The following is a 23,027-nucleotide window of genomic DNA, read 5'->3' on the forward strand; positions in this document are numbered from 1 at the left end:
AGGTTACTGCTGCGCGATGCTGTACCCATCAAACGCTGTCTGCTGCTGCAATGCGGTGATCACGCTCTTGCGGCTCAGCGGCTGTTCGGCGCCGGAGTTATCCACAAAGCTCTCAACCTCCAGTTCGGCCTCATCGCCTTCACCCACAAAGCTGAAGCCCAGGAACTCGAACGCGGCCCGGTCGACATTCAGTTTGGAGCGTGGCGTGCGCAGTGGCAGGGTGACGCTGATGCCGTCCTTGCTGATCACAAACACTTCGGCTTCTTTCTTGGGCCGTGCGGCCTTGCCCTTGCCGGCGCTTGGGTTGCTGATGGCCTGGTGGGACTGGTTCAGCACCTTGAGGGCCAGTCCGTAGACCAGCTCCTGGAACTCCGGGTCGTCCTTGAAGCTGGACAGGATGCGGCTGATCGAGAACTGGCTGCTCAGGTTTTCCAGGGCGGCGTTATCGGCGGCCTCGGCGTCCTTGAGTTGCTTGAGCTGGCCCATCAGGTCGTAGGCTTTGTCGTCGTCGAAGGCATCGTGAGCCTGGCGGATCGCCACGCGCAGTTCGCGGATCTGGTCGCTTTCCTTGGAGGTGTGGAACGCGTCCAGCACCATCTCGCTGATGATCTTGGCCGCAGGCAGGTGCTGTGAAAGATTGATGGCGTTTTCGTATTCAGCTTTGGATTGCAAGGCGACTACGGATTCTTCGGCGGATTCTGCGGTGTAGGAATCGGACATTGAAATTTCACTACTTCAGTAAGCGGAACAAAAAAGCGTCGCGCATTTTCAGGGGGGGCAGGGGATCAGGTCAAGGCAGGTTCCGGCTGATGGGCAGGTATCTACACAACTTTGACTCAACGCTGAACGTCCGGCAGATAGGGCTGTTGTGGCGAGCGGTGTTGTGGCAAGCGGGCCTGTGGCGAGCGGGCTTGTCCCGCGTTGGGCTGCGTAGCAGCCCCAGTAAAGAAGAACGCGGTGTATCAGACACTCTGTAGAGGCTGGTTTTGGGGCTGCTTCGCAGCCCAACGCGGGACAAGCCCGCTCGCCACAGGGAGATTTGTCAGGGGCTGAAAAGTGGTTATGCCGATTGGCCTCCATGAGAACTTCCCGCTCGGGCAGGGCGGGTTGTCGGACCAGGCCGCTGTGGACGTGGCCGCATACTGCTCGGGCCAACCGCGTCCGGGCTTCCCGGACAAGGTCAAGGACTGGCCCAACGGTGGCAATCTGGCGGATGCCCCCGACTAGTCCAGTTGCTTGAGGCAGGCCTGGAGGATATCCAGGCCTTCCTCCAGCACTGCCGGCTCAATGGTCAACGGTGCGAGCAGGCGGATGATGTGTCGCGATTTGCCGCTGGGCATCAGCAGTAAGCCGGCGGCGCGTGCCAGGCCCAGCAGCTGTGTCAGTTGCTGGGGCGCAGGCGTGCCGTCGGCTTGCGCCAGTTCGATGCCGCGCATCGCACCGACGCCGGTCAGACGGCCCAGGTAGGGTGACAGGCGCTGCGCGCGCCAGCGCTCATAGCGGCTGATGATCGCGGCTTCCTGCTGTGCACCCCACACCTGTAAATGTGCGTCCGTCATGACTTCAAGGGTGGCCAGCGCCGCGGCACAGGCGATCGGGTTGCCGGAGTAGGTGCCGCCGAGGCCGCCCTTGGGCAGGTTGTCCATCAGCGCCTGGCGCCCGACCACCGCCCCCAGCGGCACGCCGCCGGCGATGCTTTTGCCGAGCAGGATCAGGTCCGGTTCGATACCCAGGCGCGAGAAGGCGAAGCGCTGGCCGGTGCGACCGAAGCCGGACTGGATCTCATCGGCAATCAGCAGGATATTTTTCTCATCGCAAAAACGCCGAAGGGCCTGGGCGAACTCGATATCCAGGGCCAGGAAACCGCCTTCGCCCTGCACCGGTTCGATAATGAAACAGGCCACGTCGTTGACGTCGATTTCCACGCTGAACAGACGGTCCATGGCCTTGAGTGCTTCGGCGCAAGTCACACCGTTGTCGGCGCTGGGGTAGGGCAGGTGATACACCGGGCCGGGCAAGACACCGACCTTTTGTTTGTAAGGCGCGACCTTGCCGTTGAGGTTCAAGGTGGCCAGGGTGCGCCCGTGGAAGGCGCCGTCAAAAGCGATGACGGCGCTGCGGCCGGTGGCGCCCCTGACGATCTTCAAGGCATTCTCCGCCGCTTCTGCGCCGCTGTTGGTCAGCATGCCGCTGACCGGGTAGTCCACCGGAATGAAGGCCGTCAGTCGATCCATCAATTCAATGTAGGGCCTATGGGGCGCGGCGTTGAAGGCGTAGTGGGTCAGTTGCGTTGCCTGGTCGCGAATGGCCTCTACCACCGCCGGATGGCAATGGCCGAGGTTGAGCACGCCGATGCCGCCGACGAAGTCGATATAGCGCTTGCCCGTGGTGTCCCAGACCTCGGCGTTCCTGCCGTGGCTGAGGCTGATGGGGTGAACGACGGAAATCGATTGGCTGATGGTTTCGCGGCTCATGAATCTCGGACTCGGCAATGTTGGGCGTGTTTTTATCTAAGCCGTGAGCCCGGCCCTGGGGCAAACGAAATAAAGTCGCCGGGTCATTCCAAATCGGAAGGAGCTGTTGCCAAAAGGTCGTTTGTGGCAACGCCGCAAAGCCCTTGGTACTGCCGGGCAACATAGAGATCGGTGCGATGTGCTCAGCACCGAGCAGCCGGTTCGTTGCCCTCGGGCGTTATTCCGACACGATATCCTTGCCTGCCGCCTTGGATCGGTACAGCGCCTGGTCGGCGCGAGCCATCAGGGCGGCCGGCGGTTCCCCCGTACGCCGCTCCACCACGCCGAGGCTCAGGGTGACGTTGAAATCGCCCACGGCGGGCAGTTGCGCGATCCTTTGGCGGATGCGCTCGGCCAACGCTTTCGCCGCCTCCAGCGGGCTTTTGGGCAGTACCACGATAAATTCGTCGCCGCCCCAGCGCGCAAGCAAATCGCCCGGGCGCATGCAGGTTTCCAACCCTTCCACCACCCGCACGAGGGTCTGGTCGCCCACGCCATGGCCGTGTCGATCATTGATCAGCTTGAAGTCATCGATGTCCATGGCGACCAGGGCCAATGGCAAGCGAAAGCGTTCTGCCCGGTCGCATTCCTCCAGCAGCACTTTCTCTAGGCGATAACGGTTTGCGACGCGGGTCAGGGCGTCACGCTCGGCCAGGGAGCGGTTTTCCTCCAATTGCAATTGCAGTTGCTGATTGACCCGTGACAGCTCGCGGGTGCGCTCGGCCACCAGGGCCTCAAGGGATTGATTGCGCCGTTCGAGCTGCTCGATGGAGCTTTTGCGCGTTTGGATATTGCGGTGGGAGCCCACCATCCGCGCTACCGAGTCATCGAGGTTGCGCGCAATGATGTAGCCACGGTCTTCGATCCACAGGTAAGTACCGTCTTTTTTGCGGCAACGGTACTCGATTTGGTAATGGGGGGACCGACGCTGGAGGTAGTCATCAAACACTGCCATGACGCGAGGGTAATCGTCCGGGTGGATGATGTTCTCCCAGGTGAACACGCTGTTCTCCAGGGAGTGGGGGGGGTAGCCGAGCATTTCATACCAGCCCGGGTTGCGGTAGACGAACCCCGTATTGGCGTTCCAGTCCCAAATGCCATCGCTGACCAGTTCCATGACGGCATGCAACATATCGGCGTTGAGGTCAGAAAAGTCATTCCTCAACGAATTGCTGCCAGGTGTATCGTCCATCTGTGCGCTCCCTGCGTTGGCTGGCACTTGGGACCAGCGATATTGACACCGATACTCCGTGGCTGACGCTACTGTACAACGGGCCTTGCACGCTTTGAATAGGGCGGATGCACGGCTCCAGGGTGTGGCTATGGGCCATTATTTGGGCGCCACCATCCTCGTCCGAGGCTTCCCGTCGGCGTTGTGCTGGTAGATCGCTTCAGGCTGGCCTTGTTCGTTGAAAAACACCTGGCCGATGCCTGCTGAGTTCCATAAACGTTCGCCGGCCTGGGCATGTTCCGGGATATGCGGCACCACTTGCATGGTGCGACGGCGGGTGAACCCGTTGAGGGGGGAACGAGGGGAGTAGAGCCAGCGGTTGAGGCGGTCGAACCATTCCAGCAAGCGTGGCGGGAATTCGTTCTTGATGCCGCTGCTGGTGATCTGCCAGATGTTCGGGCCGGCGTTGCGGTGGCGGATCAGCACTTCGTACACGAACGAGTAATGCACGTCGCCCGAGAGGATCACGTAGTTACCCGGCGTGCGGGAGTGGCGGAAAATATTGAGGATGACTTGGGCGGCGCCGCGATGGGCCATCCAGTTTTCGGCATCCACCAGCAGCGGGTGGCCGCACCAACTGAACACCTTCTGCACGGTCTCGATCAGCTTGACGCCAAAAATCGGCGCGGGCGAGACGATGATGGCCGAGGGGTGGTCCAGCAGTTGCTGTTGCAGTTCGCTCAAGGCCTCCCAGTCCAGCAGGCCGGAGGGTTGTTTGAGGTTGAATTCGCTGCGCCAGCGACGGGTGCGGGTGTCGAGCACCACCAGGGCGGGCGTGGTGGGCAGCCTGTAATGCCATTGCTGGAATTTCAGCAGGGCTTCGAGTAGCGCATCCTGGGCGGCGGCGTCCAGGTGGTTGTCGCGCGCCTGGGCGGCCAACGCCTGGGTTTGCGCTACCAGCTCGCCAAACACCTCGGGCTGGTTACCCCAGCCCTGGCACAGCAGGTAAGCGAGCAGGGCATTGCCGATGATGCGTTTGGAGAAGGGATGGCCGTAGGCGGTTTCTTCCCACTGGGCGCTGAGGTTCCAGTCGTCGGTGATGTCGTGATCGTCAAAGATCATCAACGTGGACAGATGGGCAAATACCCGTGCCACTCCCGGCAGGCCATCGCGAAATCGATCGAGTTGCACCTGCTCTCGGGCATACCGGTGCTGTTCATCGGCACTCAGTTGCGGTGGCTGCGGTGTGATCAGGCGCCAGGGCGTGGGCGACCAGGCCAGCAAATACATCGCCATCACTTCGGCGAAGGTCACCAGGTGGTTGTCGGCAGTGCTGCTGGTGAAGATCGGTTTCTTCACGCCGCCAAAAAAGCGTTCGCGCAGGGTCTCGTTGCTGTCCAGGGCGGGCAAAAGGTCCGCTCGGTGGTAATAGCTCGCACGATGCCCATAGAGGCTGGCGCTATCGTCCACCACCGCGCCTTCCAGGTATTCATCGAACAGGCCCAGGCGCGTGATCAAGGCATGAATCGCCCGCAGCATCGGCCCGGCCACATCGTCGGCGTACACCTGGTCGCCGCTCATCATCAATAGTGCGGGGCGCTCTGCCAGCGTGGGGGCGTTGACCAGCAGGCGATCGACGCAGAGCAAGCCGTCGTCGGCAGGGTGGTGCGGTTTGCGGCAGGAACCGTGCACCAATTGGCGAATGCGGCTATGCAGGACAAAACTCGGGGTGTCGGCGTTGCCATACAGCAAGTGTGGCGCCCACTCGGCAATGCCGGTGTCATCGACCAGCAGGTCGTAGCCGATCATCACATCCTGGGGCAGGGCATCGGCCAGTGGGAGGTCGATCAAATGGATAAACGCATGGCGCCCTACGGGCACGACTTGGCATTGCGCTTGAGTCAGTGGGAACGCCAGTGTCTGCCCGGCAACCTGCAGCTTGAGGGTCAATGCCAGTTCGCGGCTGCCTATCAGCCACATCACCAGGCGCCGGGGCTCGAGGCGTCGCAGCATAGGGCCGGCGAGGACGGCGGGCAGGGTGCCAGCTTGAAGCATAGGAATGACGGCTCGGTGGTAAAGGGCGTCAAGGGTAAACCAGCGGATGTCGCTTTTTTGTCAAGGCGGGATGTCGAGCAATGGAAAGGGGCCGGTAAAAGTGGCCCCTCTCTTTACTGCTTAAAGCAGGTGACCGTTACCCAGGCTCTCCAGGTGGCCAGAGCGAATGTTTCGACGAGGCGTGCCGTGGTTGTTGGCATTAGCGGCCGATTCCTGGGTAGGCGTTTGTTGCCGCGGCGGTCGGTTTTTTGCTTCAGGCGCGGCTTCGATTTGCCGGTGGGCGTTGAAGTAGTTAGCGGTAGAGCCCAAAAAGATATCGATCATGAAAACCTCTGCTCAGTCGGGGCGTTGAATCTACAGAGATGGAAAGGGCTGGCCTATAAACGCCTTGCGTCAAGACATGATCCGGTGATCGTTATCGAGCTGGCCATGCCATGGCATGGCTCGTTCCTCAAGCATCAGGTGTGGGTGTCTTCAATCACCTTGGGCACGGTAAAACGGAACTCACTGCCACGTCCCACCTCACTTTCGGCAACGATTTTCCCCCCGTGGGCCTGGACAATGCCCTGCGTGATATACAGCCCCAGCCCACTGCCGGTGGGGTTGTTTTCGGTCTGGGTCCAGTAGCGATCGAATACATGGGGCAACTGCTCCGGTGCAATGCCATCACCGGAGTCGCGCACCGAGAACACAATTTCTTCACCGTTGCTCATGGCGCTGATGCCGATATTGCCCTGGCGCGGGGTGAACTTGATGGCGTTGCCGATCAGGTTCGACAGCACCTGGAACAGACGCTCCGGGTCGCCATTGATCTGCAGGCCGGGCTCGGCGTTGAAGGACAGGTCGATGCCTTTTTCCAGCGCCAGCGGCGCGAGAAGGGAGTAGGCCTCCTCGAACATCTGGCCAACGTCCAGCGCCACCGGCTTGACCACGTAGCGTCCCGCCTCGATTTTCGAGGTGTCGAGCAAGTCTTCCAGCAGCACATTCATGCGCGCGGCGGCTTGCTGCATGGTGTCGATCGCCGAGGAGATTCGTCGCGAGGTGTGGGGGCCTTCGGAGCTGAACGTCTTTTGCATCATGCCGCAGAGCATCGAGATGACCGTCATCGGGTTGCGCAGATCGTGGGAGACCACCGCCACCAGTTCATCACGGGCACGCACCGCCTGTTGCTCGCGCAGTACCTGTCGCGCCAGGTCATTTTCCAGTGCGGAGCGGCGCAGGTCGTTGGCCGCAAAGCGGTCGCCATGGCTCCACTTGGTGGAGATGCCGGCCATTTCCACTTTCCAGATTTCAAACGAGGTGCGTGGGCGCAGGCGCAGGCCGGCGTCGGAGTTTTCCAGGTCCAGCGGTTTGCTCGGGTCGCCGCTCCAGTTGATGTTTTCTTTCACTTCCGGGCGGAACCACAGCACACCGTTGTCCACCGGCTTAGGCAGGCTCATGGCCAATACCCCGCTGGCGACCTTTTGAAAGGCCGCCGCCGGTGGGTAGACCGAGGCCAGGTGATGGCTGGCGAATACCGGCTCGCCGCTTTCCTGCAACCACTGATGCAGCGCACGGATCTGCGCCGGCTCCGGGCAGTTACCGTAGCGGTGCAGTTGTTTGTCTTCGATGATCGCCACGCCGCCGGACAGGGTCAGGTCCATGAGCCATTGGCCGTGCTGGGCCAGGCCATCGAACACGGTGTTCTCAGAGGCTTTCATGGCGGCATCGAGCAGCGCCAGCGTTTCGACTTTTTCTTCGCGTTGACGGCTCAGGTCGAGGGCCTCCATGGCACTGATCTGCAGCGACAGCACCTGGCCGATGGTCTGGCAGGCGATGCGCAATTCATTGGGCACCAGCAGCGGTTCGCGATTGCCGCAACTGATCAGGCCCCAGAGTGTGTCACCCTTCATCAGCGAGATGCTCATGGACGACAGCACGCCCATGTTCTGCATGTACTGGCAGTGAATCGGCGACACGCTGCGTAGAGTGGCGAAGCTCAGGTCCAGGGGCTTGCCGTTGTCCGGGCGCAGTTTGGGCAGCAGTGGCACCGGCTCGTAGGCGGCGTTCGGGATGATGCGTAGCCAGTTGGTGCGGTACAGCTCGCGGGCCTGCTCCGGGATATCGGACGCGGGGAAGAACAGCCCGTTGAACCGTTCCATGGACGGTGCCGATGCTTCGGCGATCACTTGGCCATGGCCTTCTTCTTCGAAGCGATAGATCAGCACGCGGTCATAGCCGGTCATGGCCTGGATTTCAGTCACGCTGATTTCGTACAGCGCTTGCAGGGTTTTCGCTGATTGCAGGCGTTGCAGCATCTTGCCCAAGTCACTGGTGCGGCCATTCAGCGCCCGTGGGTGGAAATCCTTGAGGTGCGGTTCGAACTCCAGTACCAGCACACCCTGGTGACGGTGCAGCAAGCCTTCGAACGCTGCGCCGTTCAGGCTGACGTGCAGCGGCGGCGCGTCGAAAAAGCTGTTGTGCTCAGCCATGGCCTGTACGGCTTGGCCGTGCTCGGCACCGATCAGCATATGCAAGGGTTGGCCCAGCAGTGTCTCGGGTGCGTGGCCGAACAAGGTGCCCACGTTGGCGCTGACCTGGATGATATTCAGCTCAGGTTCTGACAGCGTCAGTAGCACGCCGTGAGGTTGAATCGCCCCCGGAAAACGGATCGGCTCGTTGGCACAGTTGGTAAGCAGCTTTTCAAAATCTTCGGGTTTCATAGCAGTACCTCCTGGCTGTCGAGCCATTGCTCAAAGCAGCTGAATGTTGAACGGGCCGCGTCTACCGCGCGCTGTCTGGCGGGCGTGTCCAATGGCTGGCGGCCTAGAAAGTCGAGAAAATCCGTCCAGCGCCGACCGGTCTCGGCGCCGTACACATTGAGAAACGCAGCGCCGTTATCCGCGTCCAGGCCCAGGCGCTGAGCCATTTCCCGGCGCAGCACCTGGCCGCCCAGGGTCGCGCCTTCCAGTACATACAGGGCACCGAGGCAGGCAGCGGGAGTGTCGAGGCGGGGCAGGTCTGTACAAGGCGGCAGGGTATGAATGGTAGCGTCACTCAAGCCCAGGGCGTGAAGATCGCTGACCAGAGTGGGCGTTTTCACACGCATGGCCTGGTCGAATCCGTCGGGGATCAAGTCACTGTCGTACAACGCGGCTTCCATCGGGCGATAAAACCCGTAGTACGCCCGGAGCAGGCGCTCGTACCAGTGGGCATCCAGGCGCTCGGAGAAAAATGGCAGACGCTTTTCGAGGGCCACATGCAGCAGGGCAGTGCCCGCCCGCAGCGCTTCGAGTAAGGAGGGCGCATCTACGTCATGGGCCTGTGAGTGCATTCGGTGAGCTCGGACTGTGGGTCTTGCGACCATGAATGACGCGTGGAAATGGGCGGCGATTCTACACAACCGATGGCCGTCAACTGAACGAGAAAGGCGAATGTGCTGACCAGCGGATCAGAAAAGTCGCTCCCTGCCTCATTAATGACCCCGATGCCGGTGCCGAAGTTCGGCACAAGTGATGTCGCGACGCTATTAGTGCATGGAAGATTCCTGTTGGGTCAAGGCCGTTTGCACGCATTCGAGCAGGTGCTCCGTGCTCCACGGCTTGGGCAAAAACCTCACGCTGGCGCCCAATTGCGAAGCCATGGCCCGGTTGCCTGAGGTCAATACCACCGGAACGGATGGCCAACGGTGCGCCACCACGCGGCTCAAGTCATAGCCGTTCAACAGGCCAGGCATCTGGATATCGCTGACAATCAGGTCCACCCGGTCATCGGCCCGCTCCAGGAAAATCATGCCTTCATCCGCCGAAGGAAACGAGGTCACGAGCGCCCCGAATTCCTCCAGTACATCCACCATCAACGATCGAATGATCTCGTCGTCTTCCAATACCAAAATCGATGGCTGAGCCATGATCCTTACTCCACCATCAGGGTTCAGTAGGGTGGAGTGGACGCTGGTCGAATAGGTTCGATTGGAAGTTTTATATGCGATGGATGGTCAATCGATGCCTGGCAGGCCAGGTTCGCTTGTTTGCCTGGCGCAGAGTGCCTGCGCCAGGATACCCTGCGCGAAAATCAGGGACAGGCCCGATATCCGAGCCATTTGAACAAGGTCGTCAACCGTGAATGCCCCCGCCTCGCCCTTACTGGACAACACCCTCGGCAACCGCATGATCAAGGTCGACCACGCGGGTGAGCACGGTGCGATCTGCATCTATAGTGGCCAACGGTTCATGGCGCGGTTGTTCAACCCGGCCCTGGTGGCCGAACTCACGCAGTTTCTCGACGACGAACGCCGCCACCGGGCGGTATTCAAGGCTGAACTACAGCGCCGCGGCTATCCGCGTTGCCGCAGCTATTGGCTGTGCGGGCTTGGTGGCCTGGTGCTGGGGCTGATCACCGGCCTGTGCGGCCGCAAAGCCATCATGACCACCACCGTCGCGGTCGAAAGCGTCGTGCTCAAGCACCTGGCTCATCAGTTGCACACCCTACGTGACATCGACCCGCAGGCGGTCAGTGCCATTGCGTCCATCGTGGCTGAAGAGCAGCACCACCATGACCAATCGGCGGCGCAGATTGATGTGAGTGACCCATGGTTCAGGCTGTTGACGCCCGTGGTCACCGCCTGGACCGAAGCGGTGATCTGGATGGGCATGCGTTCCTGACAAGCAGGCATAATGACCGGTACCGTCCGATGTGGAGTCACTCATGAAGTACGCCTTCCTTTCCCTCGCCCTGGTCCTCAGTACGGGCTCGGCGTATGCCGCCGGTGATGCCGAGGCGGGCGGCAAGCTGTTCGCCAAGACCTGCGGCGGTTGCCACAGCATCGGCGAAGGGGCCCGCGGTGGGTTTGGCCCCGAACTCAACGGCATCATCGGCCGCCCCGCCGGCACCACCACCGACTACCAGTATTCAGACGCGATGAAGAACTCCGGCGTGGTCTGGACCCGAGACAAGCTTGCGGCCTATATCGAGGCGCCGAAGAAGGTGGTGAGCGGCACGCGCATGATTTTCTGGGGCATCAGTGACCCGGAAAAGATCGACAATATCCTGGCCTACCTCGAGACATTCCAACCCCAGTGATCATTCCCGCACATTCCTGAACAGCATCAACCGCGCACTCTCATGCAGCCCCCGGGTCAGCGCCTGCAGGCGTTGAAAGGCCTCGGGGTGCTGGTTGGCGACGTCGTCGCGGGGCGTCGCTGATGCCAGGTCATGCAGGGTGGGTGAACTGCCGTCGTGCTGCATCTGCAACAGGAAGTCCTGGGTTACGCCACCGATGATCGGGAATGTGCCTTCGCGCAACACCAACGGCACCATGCGCTCGCCCTCCGGTGCGGGTTTCTGGATATCCCTGCCCAGTGTGCTGTTGCGAAAAGGAATGCCCGCCATGCCGGCCACCGTGGGCAGCAGATCTGCCAGGCCGACGGCCTCTTCGATGACCCGTGGTGACAGGCCGGGCGCGTGGATCAGCAGCGGCACGTTATTGCTTTCCAAGCCTAACTGCTCGAAAGCCGGCGCCATATGCGGGATCTGGCTGATGCGGGTGTTGTGGTCGCCGAAGAACACAAAAATGCTGTTGTCGTAATAGCCGCCCGCCTTGGCCATCTCCATCAACCGCCCGATGTTGTAGTCCAGCAGGCGCACGGCGTTGTACTGCTCGACACTGCGCGAGCCGGCGGCCTGGACTTGCTCCAGCGACAGGTGTTTGACCTCGAAGCCGTCGTTGAACTTGGGGATCGTAAAGGGCCGATGGTTACCCGAGGTTTGCAGGTAGGCGAAGAACGGTTGGCCCTTGGGCACGGCACGTAACAGCGCGTCACCTTCCTTGAAGAGGTCCAGGTCGGATATGCCCCATACGTCGACCCGGGGCGAGCGCCAGTGGCTTTCTTCAAACAGCTGCACGCCGTCGATGCTCTGGCGGATCAGTGCATTGATGTTCGCCCAGCCGGCATTGCCACCGATCATGTAGAACTTCTGGTAACCCTCGAACGCATTGATCAGCGTGTGTTGCCGGGTGATCAGCGGGTTACGCGTGGCCGTCTCCTGGCGGGTGACATCCGGCACACCGGTGATGCTGGCCCAGACGGTTTTGGCAGTGCCGGTGACGGGGACGTAGAAGTGTTTGAAAAACCAGCTTTGTGTGGCCAGCTGGTCCAGGTTCGGCGTGGGGTTGAGCGGGTTGCCGTAGGCGCCCACGGCGCTGGTGCCGAGGGATTCGAGCATCACGAAGATGACGTTGGGCGGTTGCTCGCCGCCCAGCCGATAGGGTTGCACGCCTTGTTCGCGGATGAAACTCAGGGACTGGGCATCGGGCTGGGCCACGCCCAGGTACTGGGCAACTTGCGGGTAATACTCGCGGACCTGGGCTTCATCGAACTGCGATTGGCCGACCTTGAGTGTGTCGTACAAAAACAGCACCGGGTTCAGGCCCGCGGCGGCCAGTTGGCTGTTGCCGGAAAAGAATGCATCGCTCCAGCGCAGGGGCACCGGGTTTTCCAGGTTGAGATGGGCCACACGCCCGAGCAGGGCGAGCAGCACCGCGACGACACCCATCACACTCACCACCGTCAGTGCCGGTTTGCTGATGGCGGTGGGCGCTCGATCCAGGGTCAACCGCTCCAGGCGGACCAACGCCCAGACCCAAAGCGCCACCGCCGCGAGCCAGCAGGCGGTTATCCACAGCACCGGGTAGGTTTCCCACACCATCTGCTGGGAAATTTGCGCGTCTTGCAGGTAACGCAGCACCGTCGCATTGATACGCACGCCAAGGTAGGCGTAGTGGCCGAAATCGATGATGTAGACCAGCCCCACCACCGCCAGTGCGATGGCCAGATAACCGCGCGCCAGCCAGCGCAGGGCCGGCAGGGTGGTGAGGTTCCAGCGCGGCAACCACGCCAGCACGGCCAGCGGCAGCAGGATCAATACCGCCAGGCGCAGGTCGAAACGCAGGCCGATACCCAGGGTTTCCAACAGCGCCGGGGTGTTCAAATCCAGGCCGGAAAAACCCAGCACAAACACCAGCCGCAATGCCGCCAGCAACACAAACATCAACCCGATCGCGCCCACGCCATAGCGCAGGCGGCGTGATTGCAACGCACTCATCTATTTTCCCATTGTTTAAAACAACACAAGTCCAATGTGGGAGCGGCTTGCTCCCGATGGGGGGCGTTCAGTGCCGGATGTACTGACTGACACGCCGCCATCGGCAGCAAGCGCCCTCCCACAGTTTTAGTTGCATGAGTCCAGCGACCACGCAGTAGCCCGCCAAGAGCGGGTCGACCAGATAATCCCAATAGTTTTCCGACGCCTTGAGCCGTAACGCAAAAGCCAACGTGCCCATCGCCAACATCCACACCGCCAGCGTATTCCGCAGCCACAGCATCAACAGGGCGGTGGCCGCCACCAGTACGATCATCGGCCGCGGGTTGAAACCCCAGCGGTACGGGTCGACATACGTCAGGCCCAACGTGGCCGGATACAGCACCAGGCTCAGCAGGCCAAACAGCAGCAACATCTGCACCTGATGGGGGCGCCTGAGCGGCTGCACTACCCCCAATCGACACAGCCCCACCCACGCCAGCAACACCAACGTGCTGATCGCCAGGTCATCGGTAAAACTGCGTACATACGCTGCCAGTGGCAGCTCGTTGACTGGGATAAAACTCACCGCCACCAGCACCGGCAGCAACCACGGTCGCCAAGGTGCGGTGACGCGCAGGGCGCACAGCGCCACAAACCCCAGCAGCACAAAACTCAAGTGGGCTTGCCACAGAGAAACCATCAGAGACGCTCCTCCAGCCAGGCTTCGTTGAAGCTGACATGTTTGATGAAGGTGTTATTCCATGAGTACACCAGGTGGTACATGCCGTCCGGGCTGCGGCTGAAATAGGGGTACTCGTACTCGAAATCGCAGCCACGGGGTTTGCATACGCGGTAATCCAGGCTGCTGAGAAAGCGCTCTTCCAAGGGCAGGCGCTTGGCGCCGCTGGAGGCGCGGAAGCCTTCGCCAATGATCGCTTTGTAAGCTTCGGGAGAGAACGGTTGACCGAGCGGGTCCGGAGACTGGTCCAACTGCGCCACCGTGCGCCATTGGCTGAGCTGGGCGTCGGTACCGTAGAGGCTGAGCTTGAAGCGGCCGTCTTGCAGGTCATTGAGGGCCACCAGCAAACCATCGTCCACCGTGCCGACTGCCGCCAGCGACGAGTTGGGGTTGGCCGGCTCCAGCGGATAGGGCTCGCTCCAGGTCTGCCCGGCATCTTCGGTGCGGCTGGCCAGGACGCGGTGATGGGTGTCGCCGGCGTAGCGCAGCATTGCAATGGCGCGCTTGCCATCCAGCGGCACGATGGTCGGTTGCAGGGAGTTCTTGCCGCGGCTGATGCGGAATTTATCGATCACTGCGCCATCGGCGCTCAAGTACAGGTACTCGGCAAACTTGCCCATGAACTCGTGGTACACCGGCAGGCCGATGGAGCCGTCAGCGTGGAACACCGGCGCGGCGCGCACCAGGGTGCTGATGTTAAAGAACGGCGAGGTCACCAGTTGCCTCGGCGCCGACCAGTTCGCACCGAGGTCGTCCGACACCATCACGTTGATCGCACTGGTGGCCCAGCCGCCGACCGACACCGACACATAAAACATCCACAGGCGTTTGTCCGGCGCCATGGCGATCACCGGGTTGCCCAGTTTGCGGATATAACGCTGGGTGCCGTCGCGGGTGCTTTCCCGGGTGGCCAGCACCTGCTCGGCGCCCCATTCCCCGGTGCGTGCATCGAAGCGTGCGGTGCGCACCTGCACATCGGCGGCGCCTTCGCGCGAGCCGGCGAACCACACGGCCATCAGGTCGCCGCCAGGCAGGGCAGTGACGGAAGAGGAATGCACAAAGTCGGTGAGCTGGGAGGACACGAACCGGCTGCTGTACTGCGCGGGCGCCGCAACTTTGGCGGTGTTCGGGCTGGCCTCGGCAAACGGTGCCAATACATGGGGCGGATGGCTCTGCCAGGCGGCGAAAAACACCGCGAGCAGGCTGCAAATCAATAGAGCGGAGCGCATAGAGCACCTGTCGGGAAAAGGATTACTGCGCACGCTCATCCGGCAGGCGCTTCCTGCGACCGGTGAGCATGGATAACGGCAGGTTGTCCCGTACCTGGATGCTTTCGAATACCGCCGCCAGCACATGCACGCTCACCAAGCCCAGCAGTAGATTGGCTGCGGTCTCGTGGATCTGCTGCGGCCAGTCGGCGCCCCACAAGGCGTCGACTTCCTGCATCAGGAAACCGCTGATGCCGATGGTCAGCAGGGCCAGCAACATCAGCAGCATCACCAGCGCACCCAGCGGCGAATGGCCCAGGCGGTGGTGCGGCCGGCCATTGAGCAGCGAGCGTACATGGGCATTGAGCCGCTTTGGCGTCGGCCAGAAATCTGCCCAACGCGCACTGCGCGGCCCGATGAATCCCCACACTGTTCGAACCAGCAGCCAGGCCATGGCGTAGTAGCCCAGCCAGACATGCCAGTCGTCGCCTGCTTCGTTAAAGAAGTAATTGGCAACGAAGACCCCGGCGATGGACAGATGAAACAGCCTCACCAGCGGGTCCCACAGGCGCAGGGATTCGCCTGGCATCAGCCCTTGATCTCAGTCTTCACGGCTTTGCCGGTGACCGGGTCGTGGTAGATCTCGACCTTGCGCTTGTCTTTGTCGAAGCCATAGATCTCATAGCAGTTGCCGTCGGTGACCTTGAATTTGCTGATCTCGTAGCCTTCGGCCTTGAGCTTGTCCTGGAAGACCTTTTCGTCTTGCCATTGCGAACGCTCGGCGGTGGTGCACTGCGGGCCGGCGAGGGCCAGGGGGCTGGCGATGACCAGGGACAGCAGGAGAATTTTGCGCATGGAAAAGCTCTCAGCAGTTGTGGGAGATTTCACAGTGCAAAACCAACCTTAGTGCAAGCTTAGTTGGCAACGAGTCGTAACATCTTTCCCGAAATAGCCCCGCTCAGAACCCGGCATGATGCCGCCGTTTCCTACAGAGAATTTGTTATGCGCCTGCTGCTTGTCGAAGATGACCGTGCCCTCGGCCAAGGGATTCGGGTGGCCTTGGGCGCTGAGGGCTACACCCTCGACTGGCTGCAGGATGGCGTCGCGGCCTTGCATGCCTTGCGCACGGAAAGCTTCGATCTGTTGCTGCTCGACCTCGGCCTGCCGCGCCTCGATGGCCTGGATCTGTTGCAGCAACTGCGCGCCGAGCAGCACGACCTGCCGGTGCTGATCCTCACTGCCCGCGACGGCACCGCCGAGCGCATCGCCGGTTTGGACGCCGGTGCCGATGATTACCTGGTCAAGCCGTTCGACGTGGAGGAGCTCAAGGCCCGTGTGCGCGCCTTGTTGCGCCGCAGCCAGGGCCGTGCGCAACCGATGCTGGAACACGCTGGCATCAGCCTCGACCCGGCCACCCAGCAAGTGCGCTATCAGGATGAGGACATCATCGTCACCCCCATGGAATACCAACTGCTGCACCAACTGATGGTGCGCCCCGGCAAAGTCGTGACCCGCGAGCGGCTGTCGCGCGCGTTGTATGGCTGGCAGGACCGTGTCGAGAGCAACACCCTGGAAGTATTGATCCATAACCTGCGCAAGAAGTTATCCACCGAGTTGATCCGCACCGTGCGCGGCGTGGGCTATGTGCTGGTGCTTAAACCATGACTTCCGTTCGCGCGCGCATCCTCGTTCCCGTCCTGGTACTGATCCTGCTCGGCGACGCCCTGATCAGCTGGTTGGTGCTGCGCGACAGTCACCACGAAATCGAAGAAGTCTACGACGCGCAACTCGCCCAGAGCGCACGCTTGTTGCAAGGCGTCCTGCGCCAACGCGACCCCGGCGAAGCGGACTGGAACCGCTTGTATGAGGCGTTTGACCAGGCCATGAGCCGCGTGGGTGAGGAGGGCGTTGCCCATCCCTATGAAACCCGCCTGACCTTCCAGGTGTGGCGCACCGATGGTGAGTTGCTGGTGCGTTCCACCGAGGCGCCCGTGCTGGCGGCCCCACCGGCTACCCTCGGCGCCCATGACATTGTGGACAACGGCAACGACTGGTGCGCGTTCCTCCTCGCCGACCCGCAACAGGGCCTGCTGATCTGGGTGGGTGAGCGCGACGACATTCGCCAGGACCTGATCCAGCGCATCGTGCGCCACACCCTCTGGCCGACCCTGATCGGCGTGCCGCTGCTGGCGCTGTTGATCTGGCTGGTGATCGGCTGGGGCCTCAAGCCCTTGCGGGCCATGGCCCGCAAGATTCGCGGGCGCAACACCGACACCTTGCAGCCGCTGCACCTCAAGCCCTTGCCCAGCGACTTGGAGCCCATGCAAACCGCGCTCAATCGGTTGTTGGTCCAAGTCGACGAACTGCTCGAACGCGAACGCCGTTTTATCGCTGACGCGGCCCATGAGCTGCGCACACCGCTGGCGATCCTGCGGATCCATGCGCAAAACGCCCAAATCGCCGGCACTGAAGAACAACGGCGTGAGGCGTTGGATTTTCTGGTCAATGGGGTCGATCGTGCGACGCGCATTGGCAGCCAGTTACTGACAATGGCGCGCATCGAACCGCAACTGAACAACCCTACGCGCAGCCGTGTGCACTTGACCGAGTTGGTGCGCGAAGAGCTCGCCGAGTTGACCCCGCTGGCCATGGAAAAAGACGTGGAATTGGTGCTGGAAGGGAACGAGGAGTGCTGGGTCGAGACCGACCCCGTGGCGCTGGCCATTGCGTTGCAGAACCTGGTGACCAACGCCCTCAACTTCTCCCCGCTGGGGGGCGAGGTGAAAGTGGTGATTGGCGTCCATTGCTTGAGCGTGGAAGACCAGGGCCCGGGGATTGATGAGGCGCAAATCGGGCGCTTGTTCGAGCGCTTTTACAGCCAGGGCAACGCCAATGGCGCAGGGCTGGGACTGGCGATTGTGCAGATGATCGTCGGCAAGATCGGCTGTCGGTTGGCGCTGCATAATCGTGAGCGAGGCGGGTTGTGCGCGCGGTTGGTGTTTGACGAGAGCTGACGCGAAATGTGTGAACGCAATGTCAGTCGCGACGAAGATCAAATGTGGGAGCTGTCGAGCCCCGGCGAGGCCGCGATGGGATCACCTCGGTAAGCCTGTCAGGCCGCAGTGCTGCATCGCGGACTTTCCACTGCGGAACATTCTGTTTAATCACCGGTCCAGTTATCATCGTCTTTCACCCTGATAAGGACATCCTCCCGTGAAGCGAATCGCGCTGCTCTCCCTCGCCCTGGCCCTGTGCGCCTGCCAATCGAACCAACGTGACTCATCGCCCAGCCTGCTCAAGGACGGTATCCAGTTCCGTCAGAAAACCGTGGCCGTCGACGCGGACCACGCCAAAGTCATCATGAAGGCCAGCGGCGGCACCAACCCCGTCGAATTCGCCATCCGCCGCGAAGGCGACCCCGACCAACGCCCGGAAACGCTTGGCACCGTGATGGACACCGGCGAAGGCAAGGTCTTCAACTGGATCGCCAAGCTCAACCAGACTGTCGCCAGCGCCGGGTTCAAGCGTTTTCCGCAGTTGGAGATCCAGGCGGATCCTGGCAAGAAACTTACCGTGTCCAGCTCGGCGCGCAGCCAGGGCACCGGGGCTTACTACAGCTGCGGGCCGGTGATGAGCACGTTCAGCCCGGAGAAGGCCAAGGTGTATCTGGTGGAGTTCCAGTTCAAGTTTGACCGTTCTGGGTGTGCGCAGCAGGTGTTTGATATTACGGATCCGGCGAATCGGGTGTTGATTGGGGGGGAGGGGAGTGAGGCGAAAGAGGGGTAAGCAGAGTTGATTGAACGGTGGGCGTTGCCCGCCGTTTGCGTGGTGAAGGCTGGGCGAATACCACACCGTTGAAGGTGTGGGTGTAGCCGTCGCAAAATGGTGTCATTTGCTCGGGCGTCAGCTGAGGATTTACCTTTTGCAGTAGGCCATCTTCGTCGACCCACAAGCCGCTGTAGTAGCTGTTTTCATCCGTTCTCACGTACTCCTGCTTGTCACTTTCGTGTAGCGCAACCATCCAGAACACCGGCTCCGGACGATCCAGGCGGGCGTTGGCTTCGCTGAAAACCTGATCCCATGGGTGACCGACTTTGGATAGGAGAAAGCGGAATAGCGGGGTGTAATCAAAACCGTGTCGTTGATGGCTGTGCATCGAACTGCGGTTTGATCGTTTGTTTTTTTCTCTTTTGGTGTGCCGCTCATACCGGTAGGCAAGGCAACTTCCGTGGCGCACGCCATGGGTTCGGGTGTTGACTGAGCGGTAGAGGAGGGGCTTTTGCAGTGTAGGTCTCATTGCATCAAGGTTCCTTCTTGGGTTGTGTTGGTGGTGGTGGCCAGGCGCCTTGGTAGCGGAAGGAAACCTGGTAGTCGAGGCGGTCGGGTTCAATGATGTGCTGGAAGTACGGCTGAATGATCGTTATCCAGCTCGGCAGCACATTGAATACGTCGGCATATATCGCGGTTTCTTCGCCTAAACCCAATGCTTCAAAAACACTGTCTGGATCTGCGATATCCGCTGAATACTCATCTGCCTTCAAGTCATTGCTGTGCTTTTCGTACCATCGCAATCTAATTTTCATCACCACTTCCGAGTTCCTCTTTATCTGTAAATTCGACGTTTCGGGTCCGCCGGTCCTCGACGCTCGGCCGTATAAGGATCAAATGCGCCGAGGTGTTCCAAATCACTGTTTCGATAGACCTCCAGCTCTCCTTTCTTGGAATCCCATTCAAATAGCTTTCTCCTTTTTGTATCTATCCAACGCTCACGTAAGCCAGCCCCGCTTTTTCTTGGTGTTACCGGTTTTTGGGGAATCAAGCCTGGGAAGCCAGTGATGTCCTCGGTTCTGGGCGCAGGAAAGTAATCATGGTCCGGATTCCTAAGCCCCTTCCTAGGCTCATTCACTACCACATACAGCGGCCGAACCCCCGACTCCACCGGGAATACCAGAATAAAATCCCGATACTCCGACGGATAAATCGGGTTCACCAGAATCTGCGCTGCCTTCTCCGTCGGCGGGTAAATCCAGATCACCGGCGCTTGCGGCGCAGCCTCCAAGGCCGGAATACCCAGCGTGTCACTTGGATCAACCGCGGGCGTCCAAATCAGCTCCACGCCCTCATCCAAATCCGCCACGAATTGATCGCCACGGTGTTGGAACTGCACCACATCAATCATCTGCCAATCGGCATGGTTGCCCGTGTAAAACCCATACCCCTTGCCGAGGTTGGCGCTGGGGGAGGGGCGAATATGTCGATTGCCGGAAAATAGGGGGCTGGCGTCGGCTGTCGGCTCAGGATGCGCCGCTTGAGTTGTTCTTCTTCGGTGATGGGATACGCGCGTTCTGACATGACGGGCTCACTTCCTTGTGCGAGGGAGTGAGCCTAAGAGGGGGGAGCGCTGGCAGATATTGGCTTTGTTCGATGGTGGGTGTGGGAAAAGGCCACGGGTTATTAGCGATCAAGAAAGCGAGCGCTTGAGCTCTTTTATCCACATGCGTTATTTAACGGGTGCCGCCATGGGTTCGGGTGTTGACTGAGCGGTAGAGGAGGGGTTTTTCATGGTTGGGTTCATTGCATCAAGACTCCACCTTGGGTTGCTTATGAGAGGGTGGCCAAGCACCTTGGTAATGAAAAGATATCTGGTAGTCGAAAAGCCCAGGTGTTATCTCGTGCCGGAAATGTGGCTGGAGAATTGTTATCCAGCTGGAAAGAACATCGAATCCTCCTGCATAAATTTGGGGCTCATCGTGTAAATCGAGTGCTTCAAGAATGCTGCCGTCCTCAACGTTCGCTGAGTATTCGTCTGCTTCCAGGACTTCCGTCTGCTTGTTAAACCATTCCAGCCGTACTTTCATAGCCATATCGAACTCTCTCTTTTATTTTTGTATACGCCGCTCATCTTTTGCAGGACCCCGTTGTTCCCCGGTATAGGGGTCAAATGAGCCTAGGTGTTCCACATCGCTGTACCTATAGACTTCAAGCTCGCCTTTTTCTGAGTCCCACTCAAAAAGCCTTCGTCCTTTGGCGTCTTTCCAGCGCTCACGTAGTCCGCCACCGTTACGTTTTCTGTTTTTCTTCTTGAGTTCGATCAAACCCGGGAAGCCAGTGATGTCCTCGGTTCTGGGTGCCGGAAAGTAATCATGATCCGGATTTCTCAAGCCCTTCCGTGGCTCATTCACCACCACATACAGCGGCCGAACCCCCGACTCCACCGGGAATACCAGAATAAAATCCCGATACTCCGACGGATAAATCGGGTTCACCAGAATCTGCGCTGCCTTCTCCGTCGGCGGGTAAATCCAGATCACCGGCGCTTGCGGCGCAGCCTCCAAGGCCGGAATACCCAGCGTGTCACTTGGATCAACCGCGGGCGTCCAAATCAGCTCCACGCCCTCATCCAAATCCGCCACGAATTGATCGCCACGGTGTTGGAACTGCACCACATCAATCATCTGCCAATCGGCATGGTTGCCCGTGTAAAACCCATACCCCTTGAGGGTGCCGTCCTCGCCCTGCTCAATGTGCAGACGCATTTGCGAGCGCGCTTTTTGCAACGAACGCAATTGTTCCTCGCTGTACAGCGCGCTATCGCCCAGTTCCGATGGCCACACCAACGCCACCAGACCGGCGAGCAGACCCCCCGCCATCGTGCCGGCAGCCGCCGCCGTCGATTCCAGAACTGCCGAGCGCAACGCCAGCTGCCCCAGGCCAACAGGCAGGGCGCTGCCGCTGATCTTGCTTAGGGCAACGACGCCCCGGGTATCGACTTCGCGCCCGCCCAACAGGCTGAAATGGCCGTAGTCCTTGATCAGCTCAAGCGGTACGTAGCCGGTGGGGTTTGCGTAGCGAATGATGCCGTCGGGGAGCTTGCAGGGTTTGGTGAACACGCAACCGGCTGGCTTGGCGGGTGCCGAGGTTGGCGCTGGGGGAGGGGCGAATATGTCGATCGCCGGAAAATAGGGTGCTGGCGTCGGCTGTCGGCTCAGGATGCGCCGCTTGAGTTGTTCTTCTTCGGTGATGGGATACGCGCGTTCTGACATGACGGGCTCACTTCCTTGTGCGAGGGAGTGAGCCTATTAACGATAACGGAAACCTGATATTCGCAATGTTCGATGATGTACGTGAGAAAAGTCAGCTGAAACGCGACGAGTCTTGACGAGTATTTTTCTACCTTTGAGGCGACTCTTCATGTTTTCCAGCCTCATGACGATAAAGCAATGCGTAGGGTAGCCGCGTAAATCAGTTGTTGAGGCGGCACCCTCTATTACTACTCCCAAGGAAGACCTTATGACCCTGCAGGACTTTTGCCAGATTCTCTCTGATCACTTCACCCCAAAAGCCAAACAAGTCACCCGTTTTGCACATACCGGCTACTCATTTGAAGAGTGGGTCAATTGGGAGATTTTTACTGCTTTTGTTGACCGGGGTTACGAAGCCTTTCCCAAGCCTGCTTACAAGCAGTCTTTTGCGGACAACACATCAAAGTTTCTCGGGGACCTGCGCGTCTGTGGAAACGAGGGGACGCAGGTATTCCTTGAGGTTGCGACAGCGCATGCGTGGACCCAAAGCAAATGGAGAGACAAGATCCTCAATGACCGGCTGAAGTTGGCGAAGTGGGTACCCAAGGCTGAAAAAACGCTGAAAATCCAGGTCGTCATCTCTTGTTCCAGTGAGCAGAAAGACCTGGAGAGCAACTGGCTGGATTGGTACCAGCGGATTAGCTTCTGGGGGGATAAGAGCGAAACGCTCATCCTGGATGATGGCGGTAATGGAGAAGTGGTCATCAAGGTCTGGGAAGTGGCGTGATGTTTGAGCGCCGCCCGCGTCACTCATAGCGTCTCGGCAGCGATAGACCTTGGGGGCCAAGGTCTTTTTTTGTGTGGTGATCAAGTCAACAGGTGTTTGGAAATCAGCCGGGAGATTTCAACGATCGAGGTCTTGCCGGTGAACTCGAATTTCACTTTCCCCAGCGACGAGAAGTAAATCTCCAACTCCGAATCCAGGTCAAACGTCCCGGACGTCTCCACCGAATACGCCACGATGTTTTTATACGGCAGTGAGGTGAAGTCCTTCTTGCTGCCGGTAATCCCCTGCACATTCACCGCGATGATGCGTTTGGTGGTGAAGACCACGCCGTCGCGCATGGCTTTGTAGGCGTCGATCACTTCTTCGCCGTCCAGCAGCAGGGCCGATACGCGTTCGGCGTATTCGTTGTTCTGTTTGAGTTTGAAAAAGCCTTTGTTGTTGAAGTCGATCATGGGCCTGGCCTTGGGTGA

Annotated in this window: 24 protein-coding genes and 2 pseudogenes; 7 read left to right on the plus strand and 19 right to left on the minus strand. The window is 60.1% G+C overall.

Annotated elements, in window-relative coordinates; translation table 11 throughout:
- Nucleotides 1-3: 3 nt before the first annotated feature.
- Complete coding sequence (locus tag ACODSV_RS10060; RefSeq protein WP_024077332.1) at nucleotides 4-720, minus strand: hypothetical protein; 717 nt, start codon at nucleotides 718-720, stop codon at nucleotides 4-6.
- Between the two features lie 342 nt (nucleotides 721-1,062).
- On the opposite strand from ACODSV_RS10060, the pseudogene ACODSV_RS10065 reads away from it, so the two are divergent.
- Nucleotides 1,063-1,227, plus strand: a pseudogene (locus ACODSV_RS10065) (hypothetical protein); the annotation flags it as partial.
- On the opposite strand, the gene ACODSV_RS10070 reads toward ACODSV_RS10065, so the two are convergent.
- The 7 genes from ACODSV_RS10070 to ACODSV_RS10100 all read right to left on the minus strand — a co-directional run bounded on the left by ACODSV_RS10070 (nucleotide 1,224) and on the right by ACODSV_RS10100 (nucleotide 9,628).
- Nucleotides 1,224-2,474, minus strand: a complete 1,251-nt coding sequence (locus ACODSV_RS10070; protein ID WP_024077330.1) for a 2-aminoadipate transaminase — start codon at nucleotides 2,472-2,474, stop codon at nucleotides 1,224-1,226. The pseudogene ACODSV_RS10065 and the gene ACODSV_RS10070 overlap by 4 nt on opposite strands.
- Nucleotides 2,475-2,691: 217 nt before the next feature.
- Complete coding sequence (locus ACODSV_RS10075; protein ID WP_150055703.1) at nucleotides 2,692-3,705, minus strand: sensor domain-containing diguanylate cyclase; 1,014 nt, start codon at nucleotides 3,703-3,705, stop codon at nucleotides 2,692-2,694.
- 138 nt (nucleotides 3,706-3,843) lie between these two features.
- On the minus strand, nucleotides 3,844-5,739 hold the full coding sequence (locus tag ACODSV_RS10080) for an alkaline phosphatase D family protein (protein ID WP_150055702.1): 1,896 nt from the start codon (nucleotides 5,737-5,739) through the stop codon (nucleotides 3,844-3,846).
- A 120-nt stretch (nucleotides 5,740-5,859) separates the two neighbouring features.
- Nucleotides 5,860-6,063 carry a hypothetical protein gene (locus ACODSV_RS10085; protein WP_150055701.1) on the minus strand — a complete coding sequence of 68 codons (204 nt, stop codon included), beginning with the start codon at nucleotides 6,061-6,063 and terminating at the stop codon, nucleotides 5,860-5,862.
- A 134-nt stretch (nucleotides 6,064-6,197) separates the two neighbouring features.
- Nucleotides 6,198-8,441 carry an ATP-binding protein gene (locus ACODSV_RS10090; RefSeq protein ID WP_150055700.1) on the minus strand — a complete coding sequence of 748 codons (2,244 nt, stop codon included), beginning with the start codon at nucleotides 8,439-8,441 and terminating at the stop codon, nucleotides 6,198-6,200.
- Nucleotides 8,438-9,052 (minus strand): biliverdin-producing heme oxygenase, encoded by a 615-nt coding sequence (locus ACODSV_RS10095; RefSeq protein WP_150055699.1) that lies wholly within the window; start codon nucleotides 9,050-9,052, stop codon nucleotides 8,438-8,440. Before ACODSV_RS10095 ends, ACODSV_RS10090 begins: the two co-directional genes overlap by 4 nt.
- A gap of 195 nt (nucleotides 9,053-9,247) precedes the next feature.
- On the minus strand, nucleotides 9,248-9,628 hold the full coding sequence (locus tag ACODSV_RS10100; protein WP_024077325.1) for a response regulator: 381 nt from the start codon (nucleotides 9,626-9,628) through the stop codon (nucleotides 9,248-9,250).
- A 211-nt stretch (nucleotides 9,629-9,839) separates the two neighbouring features.
- Between ACODSV_RS10100 and ACODSV_RS10105 the strand changes: the two genes are divergently transcribed.
- Nucleotides 9,840-10,382, plus strand: coding sequence for a demethoxyubiquinone hydroxylase family protein (locus ACODSV_RS10105; RefSeq protein ID WP_223817888.1), 543 nt, complete (start codon nucleotides 9,840-9,842; stop codon nucleotides 10,380-10,382).
- A gap of 43 nt (nucleotides 10,383-10,425) precedes the next feature.
- Nucleotides 10,426-10,800 (plus strand): c-type cytochrome, encoded by a 375-nt coding sequence (locus tag ACODSV_RS10110; RefSeq protein WP_024077322.1) that lies wholly within the window; start codon nucleotides 10,426-10,428, stop codon nucleotides 10,798-10,800.
- On the opposite strand, the gene ACODSV_RS10115 is transcribed toward ACODSV_RS10110, so the two are convergent.
- The 5 genes from ACODSV_RS10115 to ACODSV_RS10135 form a co-directional block, all read right to left on the minus strand.
- Complete coding sequence (locus tag ACODSV_RS10115) at nucleotides 10,801-12,822, minus strand: LTA synthase family protein (protein ID WP_150055698.1); 2,022 nt, start codon at nucleotides 12,820-12,822, stop codon at nucleotides 10,801-10,803.
- Nucleotides 12,823-12,889: 67 nt separating this feature from the next.
- Nucleotides 12,890-13,501, minus strand: a complete 612-nt coding sequence (locus tag ACODSV_RS10120) for a hypothetical protein (protein ID WP_069076976.1) — start codon at nucleotides 13,499-13,501, stop codon at nucleotides 12,890-12,892.
- Entirely contained in the window at nucleotides 13,501-14,769 is a 1,269-nt protein-coding gene (locus ACODSV_RS10125; protein WP_024077319.1) for a sialidase family protein, read from the minus strand. Before ACODSV_RS10125 ends, ACODSV_RS10120 begins: the two co-directional genes overlap by 1 nt.
- 22 nt (nucleotides 14,770-14,791) lie before the next feature.
- Nucleotides 14,792-15,337, minus strand: coding sequence for a cytochrome b/b6 domain-containing protein (locus tag ACODSV_RS10130; RefSeq protein WP_150055697.1), 546 nt, complete (start codon nucleotides 15,335-15,337; stop codon nucleotides 14,792-14,794).
- A complete protein-coding gene (locus ACODSV_RS10135) occupies nucleotides 15,337-15,603 on the minus strand; it encodes a PepSY domain-containing protein (protein ID WP_041161018.1) in 267 nt (88 codons plus the stop codon). The genes ACODSV_RS10130 and ACODSV_RS10135 overlap by 1 nt, the downstream gene beginning before the upstream one ends.
- Nucleotides 15,604-15,750: 147 nt before the next feature.
- Between ACODSV_RS10135 and ACODSV_RS10140 the strand changes: the two genes are divergently transcribed.
- From ACODSV_RS10140 to ACODSV_RS10150, 3 genes are all read left to right on the plus strand, one after another.
- A complete protein-coding gene (locus tag ACODSV_RS10140) occupies nucleotides 15,751-16,413 on the plus strand; it encodes a response regulator (protein WP_024077316.1) in 663 nt (220 codons plus the stop codon).
- Entirely contained in the window at nucleotides 16,410-17,762 is a 1,353-nt protein-coding gene (locus ACODSV_RS10145) for a sensor histidine kinase (protein WP_024077315.1), read from the plus strand. The genes ACODSV_RS10140 and ACODSV_RS10145 overlap by 4 nt, the downstream gene beginning before the upstream one ends.
- 199 nt (nucleotides 17,763-17,961) lie before the next feature.
- Nucleotides 17,962-18,534 carry a hypothetical protein gene (locus ACODSV_RS10150; RefSeq protein ID WP_024077314.1) on the plus strand — a complete coding sequence of 191 codons (573 nt, stop codon included), beginning with the start codon at nucleotides 17,962-17,964 and terminating at the stop codon, nucleotides 18,532-18,534.
- Here the strand turns inward: ACODSV_RS10150 and ACODSV_RS10155 are convergent.
- The 5 genes and pseudogenes from ACODSV_RS10155 to ACODSV_RS10175 form a co-directional block, all read right to left on the minus strand.
- A complete protein-coding gene (locus ACODSV_RS10155) occupies nucleotides 18,473-19,045 on the minus strand; it encodes a hypothetical protein (RefSeq protein WP_454843128.1) in 573 nt (190 codons plus the stop codon). The genes ACODSV_RS10150 and ACODSV_RS10155 overlap by 62 nt on opposite strands.
- A 4-nt stretch (nucleotides 19,046-19,049) precedes the next feature.
- Nucleotides 19,050-19,337, minus strand: a complete 288-nt coding sequence (locus tag ACODSV_RS10160) for a colicin E3-like toxin immunity protein (RefSeq protein WP_454843130.1) — start codon at nucleotides 19,335-19,337, stop codon at nucleotides 19,050-19,052.
- A 14-nt stretch (nucleotides 19,338-19,351) separates the two neighbouring features.
- Nucleotides 19,352-19,969: pseudogene (locus ACODSV_RS10165) on the minus strand (colicin E3/pyocin S6 family cytotoxin); the annotation flags it as partial.
- 358 nt (nucleotides 19,970-20,327) lie between these two features.
- Nucleotides 20,328-20,612, minus strand: a complete 285-nt coding sequence (locus ACODSV_RS10170; protein WP_150295913.1) for a colicin E3-like toxin immunity protein — start codon at nucleotides 20,610-20,612, stop codon at nucleotides 20,328-20,330.
- A gap of 15 nt (nucleotides 20,613-20,627) precedes the next feature.
- Nucleotides 20,628-21,791, minus strand: coding sequence for an S-type pyocin domain-containing protein (locus ACODSV_RS10175; RefSeq protein WP_454843132.1), 1,164 nt, complete (start codon nucleotides 21,789-21,791; stop codon nucleotides 20,628-20,630).
- 247 nt (nucleotides 21,792-22,038) lie between these two features.
- Here ACODSV_RS10175 and ACODSV_RS10180 point away from each other — a divergent pair, with 247 nt between their 5' ends.
- The gene (locus ACODSV_RS10180; protein ID WP_150054764.1) at nucleotides 22,039-22,557 is read left to right on the plus strand and encodes a hypothetical protein; all 519 of its coding nucleotides are present in this window, start codon (nucleotides 22,039-22,041) and stop codon (nucleotides 22,555-22,557) included.
- A gap of 80 nt (nucleotides 22,558-22,637) precedes the next feature.
- Here the strand turns inward: ACODSV_RS10180 and ACODSV_RS10185 are convergent, their stop codons facing one another.
- Nucleotides 22,638-23,009 carry a PH domain-containing protein gene (locus ACODSV_RS10185; RefSeq protein WP_024077309.1) on the minus strand — a complete coding sequence of 124 codons (372 nt, stop codon included), beginning with the start codon at nucleotides 23,007-23,009 and terminating at the stop codon, nucleotides 22,638-22,640.
- Nucleotides 23,010-23,027 lie beyond the last annotated feature (18 nt).

The organism is Pseudomonas sp. FG86, from assembly GCF_057808775.1.

Coding starts and splice junctions, on each gene's coding strand:
- ACODSV_RS10135 (WP_041161018.1), bottom strand. CDS start 15,603: ATGCGCAAAATTCTCCTGCTGTCCCTGGTCATCGCCAGCCCCCTGGCC.
- ACODSV_RS10110 (WP_024077322.1), top strand. CDS start 10,426: ATGAAGTACGCCTTCCTTTCCCTCGCCCTGGTCCTCAGTACGGGCTCG.
- ACODSV_RS10120 (WP_069076976.1), bottom strand. CDS start 13,501: ATGGTTTCTCTGTGGCAAGCCCACTTGAGTTTTGTGCTGCTGGGGTTT.
- ACODSV_RS10180 (WP_150054764.1), top strand. CDS start 22,039: ATGACCCTGCAGGACTTTTGCCAGATTCTCTCTGATCACTTCACCCCA.
- ACODSV_RS10090 (WP_150055700.1), bottom strand. CDS start 8,441: ATGAAACCCGAAGATTTTGAAAAGCTGCTTACCAACTGTGCCAACGAG.
- ACODSV_RS10080 (WP_150055702.1), bottom strand. CDS start 5,739: ATGCTTCAAGCTGGCACCCTGCCCGCCGTCCTCGCCGGCCCTATGCTG.
- ACODSV_RS10185 (WP_024077309.1), bottom strand. CDS start 23,009: ATGATCGACTTCAACAACAAAGGCTTTTTCAAACTCAAACAGAACAAC.
- ACODSV_RS10175 (WP_454843132.1), bottom strand. CDS start 21,791: ATGTCAGAACGCGCGTATCCCATCACCGAAGAAGAACAACTCAAGCGG.
- ACODSV_RS10060 (WP_024077332.1), bottom strand. CDS start 720: ATGTCCGATTCCTACACCGCAGAATCCGCCGAAGAATCCGTAGTCGCC.
- ACODSV_RS10140 (WP_024077316.1), top strand. CDS start 15,751: ATGCGCCTGCTGCTTGTCGAAGATGACCGTGCCCTCGGCCAAGGGATT.
- ACODSV_RS10145 (WP_024077315.1), top strand. CDS start 16,410: ATGACTTCCGTTCGCGCGCGCATCCTCGTTCCCGTCCTGGTACTGATC.
- ACODSV_RS10115 (WP_150055698.1), bottom strand. CDS start 12,822: ATGAGTGCGTTGCAATCACGCCGCCTGCGCTATGGCGTGGGCGCGATC.
- ACODSV_RS10095 (WP_150055699.1), bottom strand. CDS start 9,052: ATGCACTCACAGGCCCATGACGTAGATGCGCCCTCCTTACTCGAAGCG.
- ACODSV_RS10070 (WP_024077330.1), bottom strand. CDS start 2,474: ATGAGCCGCGAAACCATCAGCCAATCGATTTCCGTCGTTCACCCCATC.
- ACODSV_RS10125 (WP_024077319.1), bottom strand. CDS start 14,769: ATGCGCTCCGCTCTATTGATTTGCAGCCTGCTCGCGGTGTTTTTCGCC.
- ACODSV_RS10130 (WP_150055697.1), bottom strand. CDS start 15,337: ATGCCAGGCGAATCCCTGCGCCTGTGGGACCCGCTGGTGAGGCTGTTT.
- ACODSV_RS10075 (WP_150055703.1), bottom strand. CDS start 3,705: ATGGACGATACACCTGGCAGCAATTCGTTGAGGAATGACTTTTCTGAC.
- ACODSV_RS10085 (WP_150055701.1), bottom strand. CDS start 6,063: ATGATCGATATCTTTTTGGGCTCTACCGCTAACTACTTCAACGCCCAC.
- ACODSV_RS10155 (WP_454843128.1), bottom strand. CDS start 19,045: ATGAGACCTACACTGCAAAAGCCCCTCCTCTACCGCTCAGTCAACACC.
- ACODSV_RS10100 (WP_024077325.1), bottom strand. CDS start 9,628: ATGGCTCAGCCATCGATTTTGGTATTGGAAGACGACGAGATCATTCGA.
- ACODSV_RS10170 (WP_150295913.1), bottom strand. CDS start 20,612: ATGGCTATGAAAGTACGGCTGGAATGGTTTAACAAGCAGACGGAAGTC.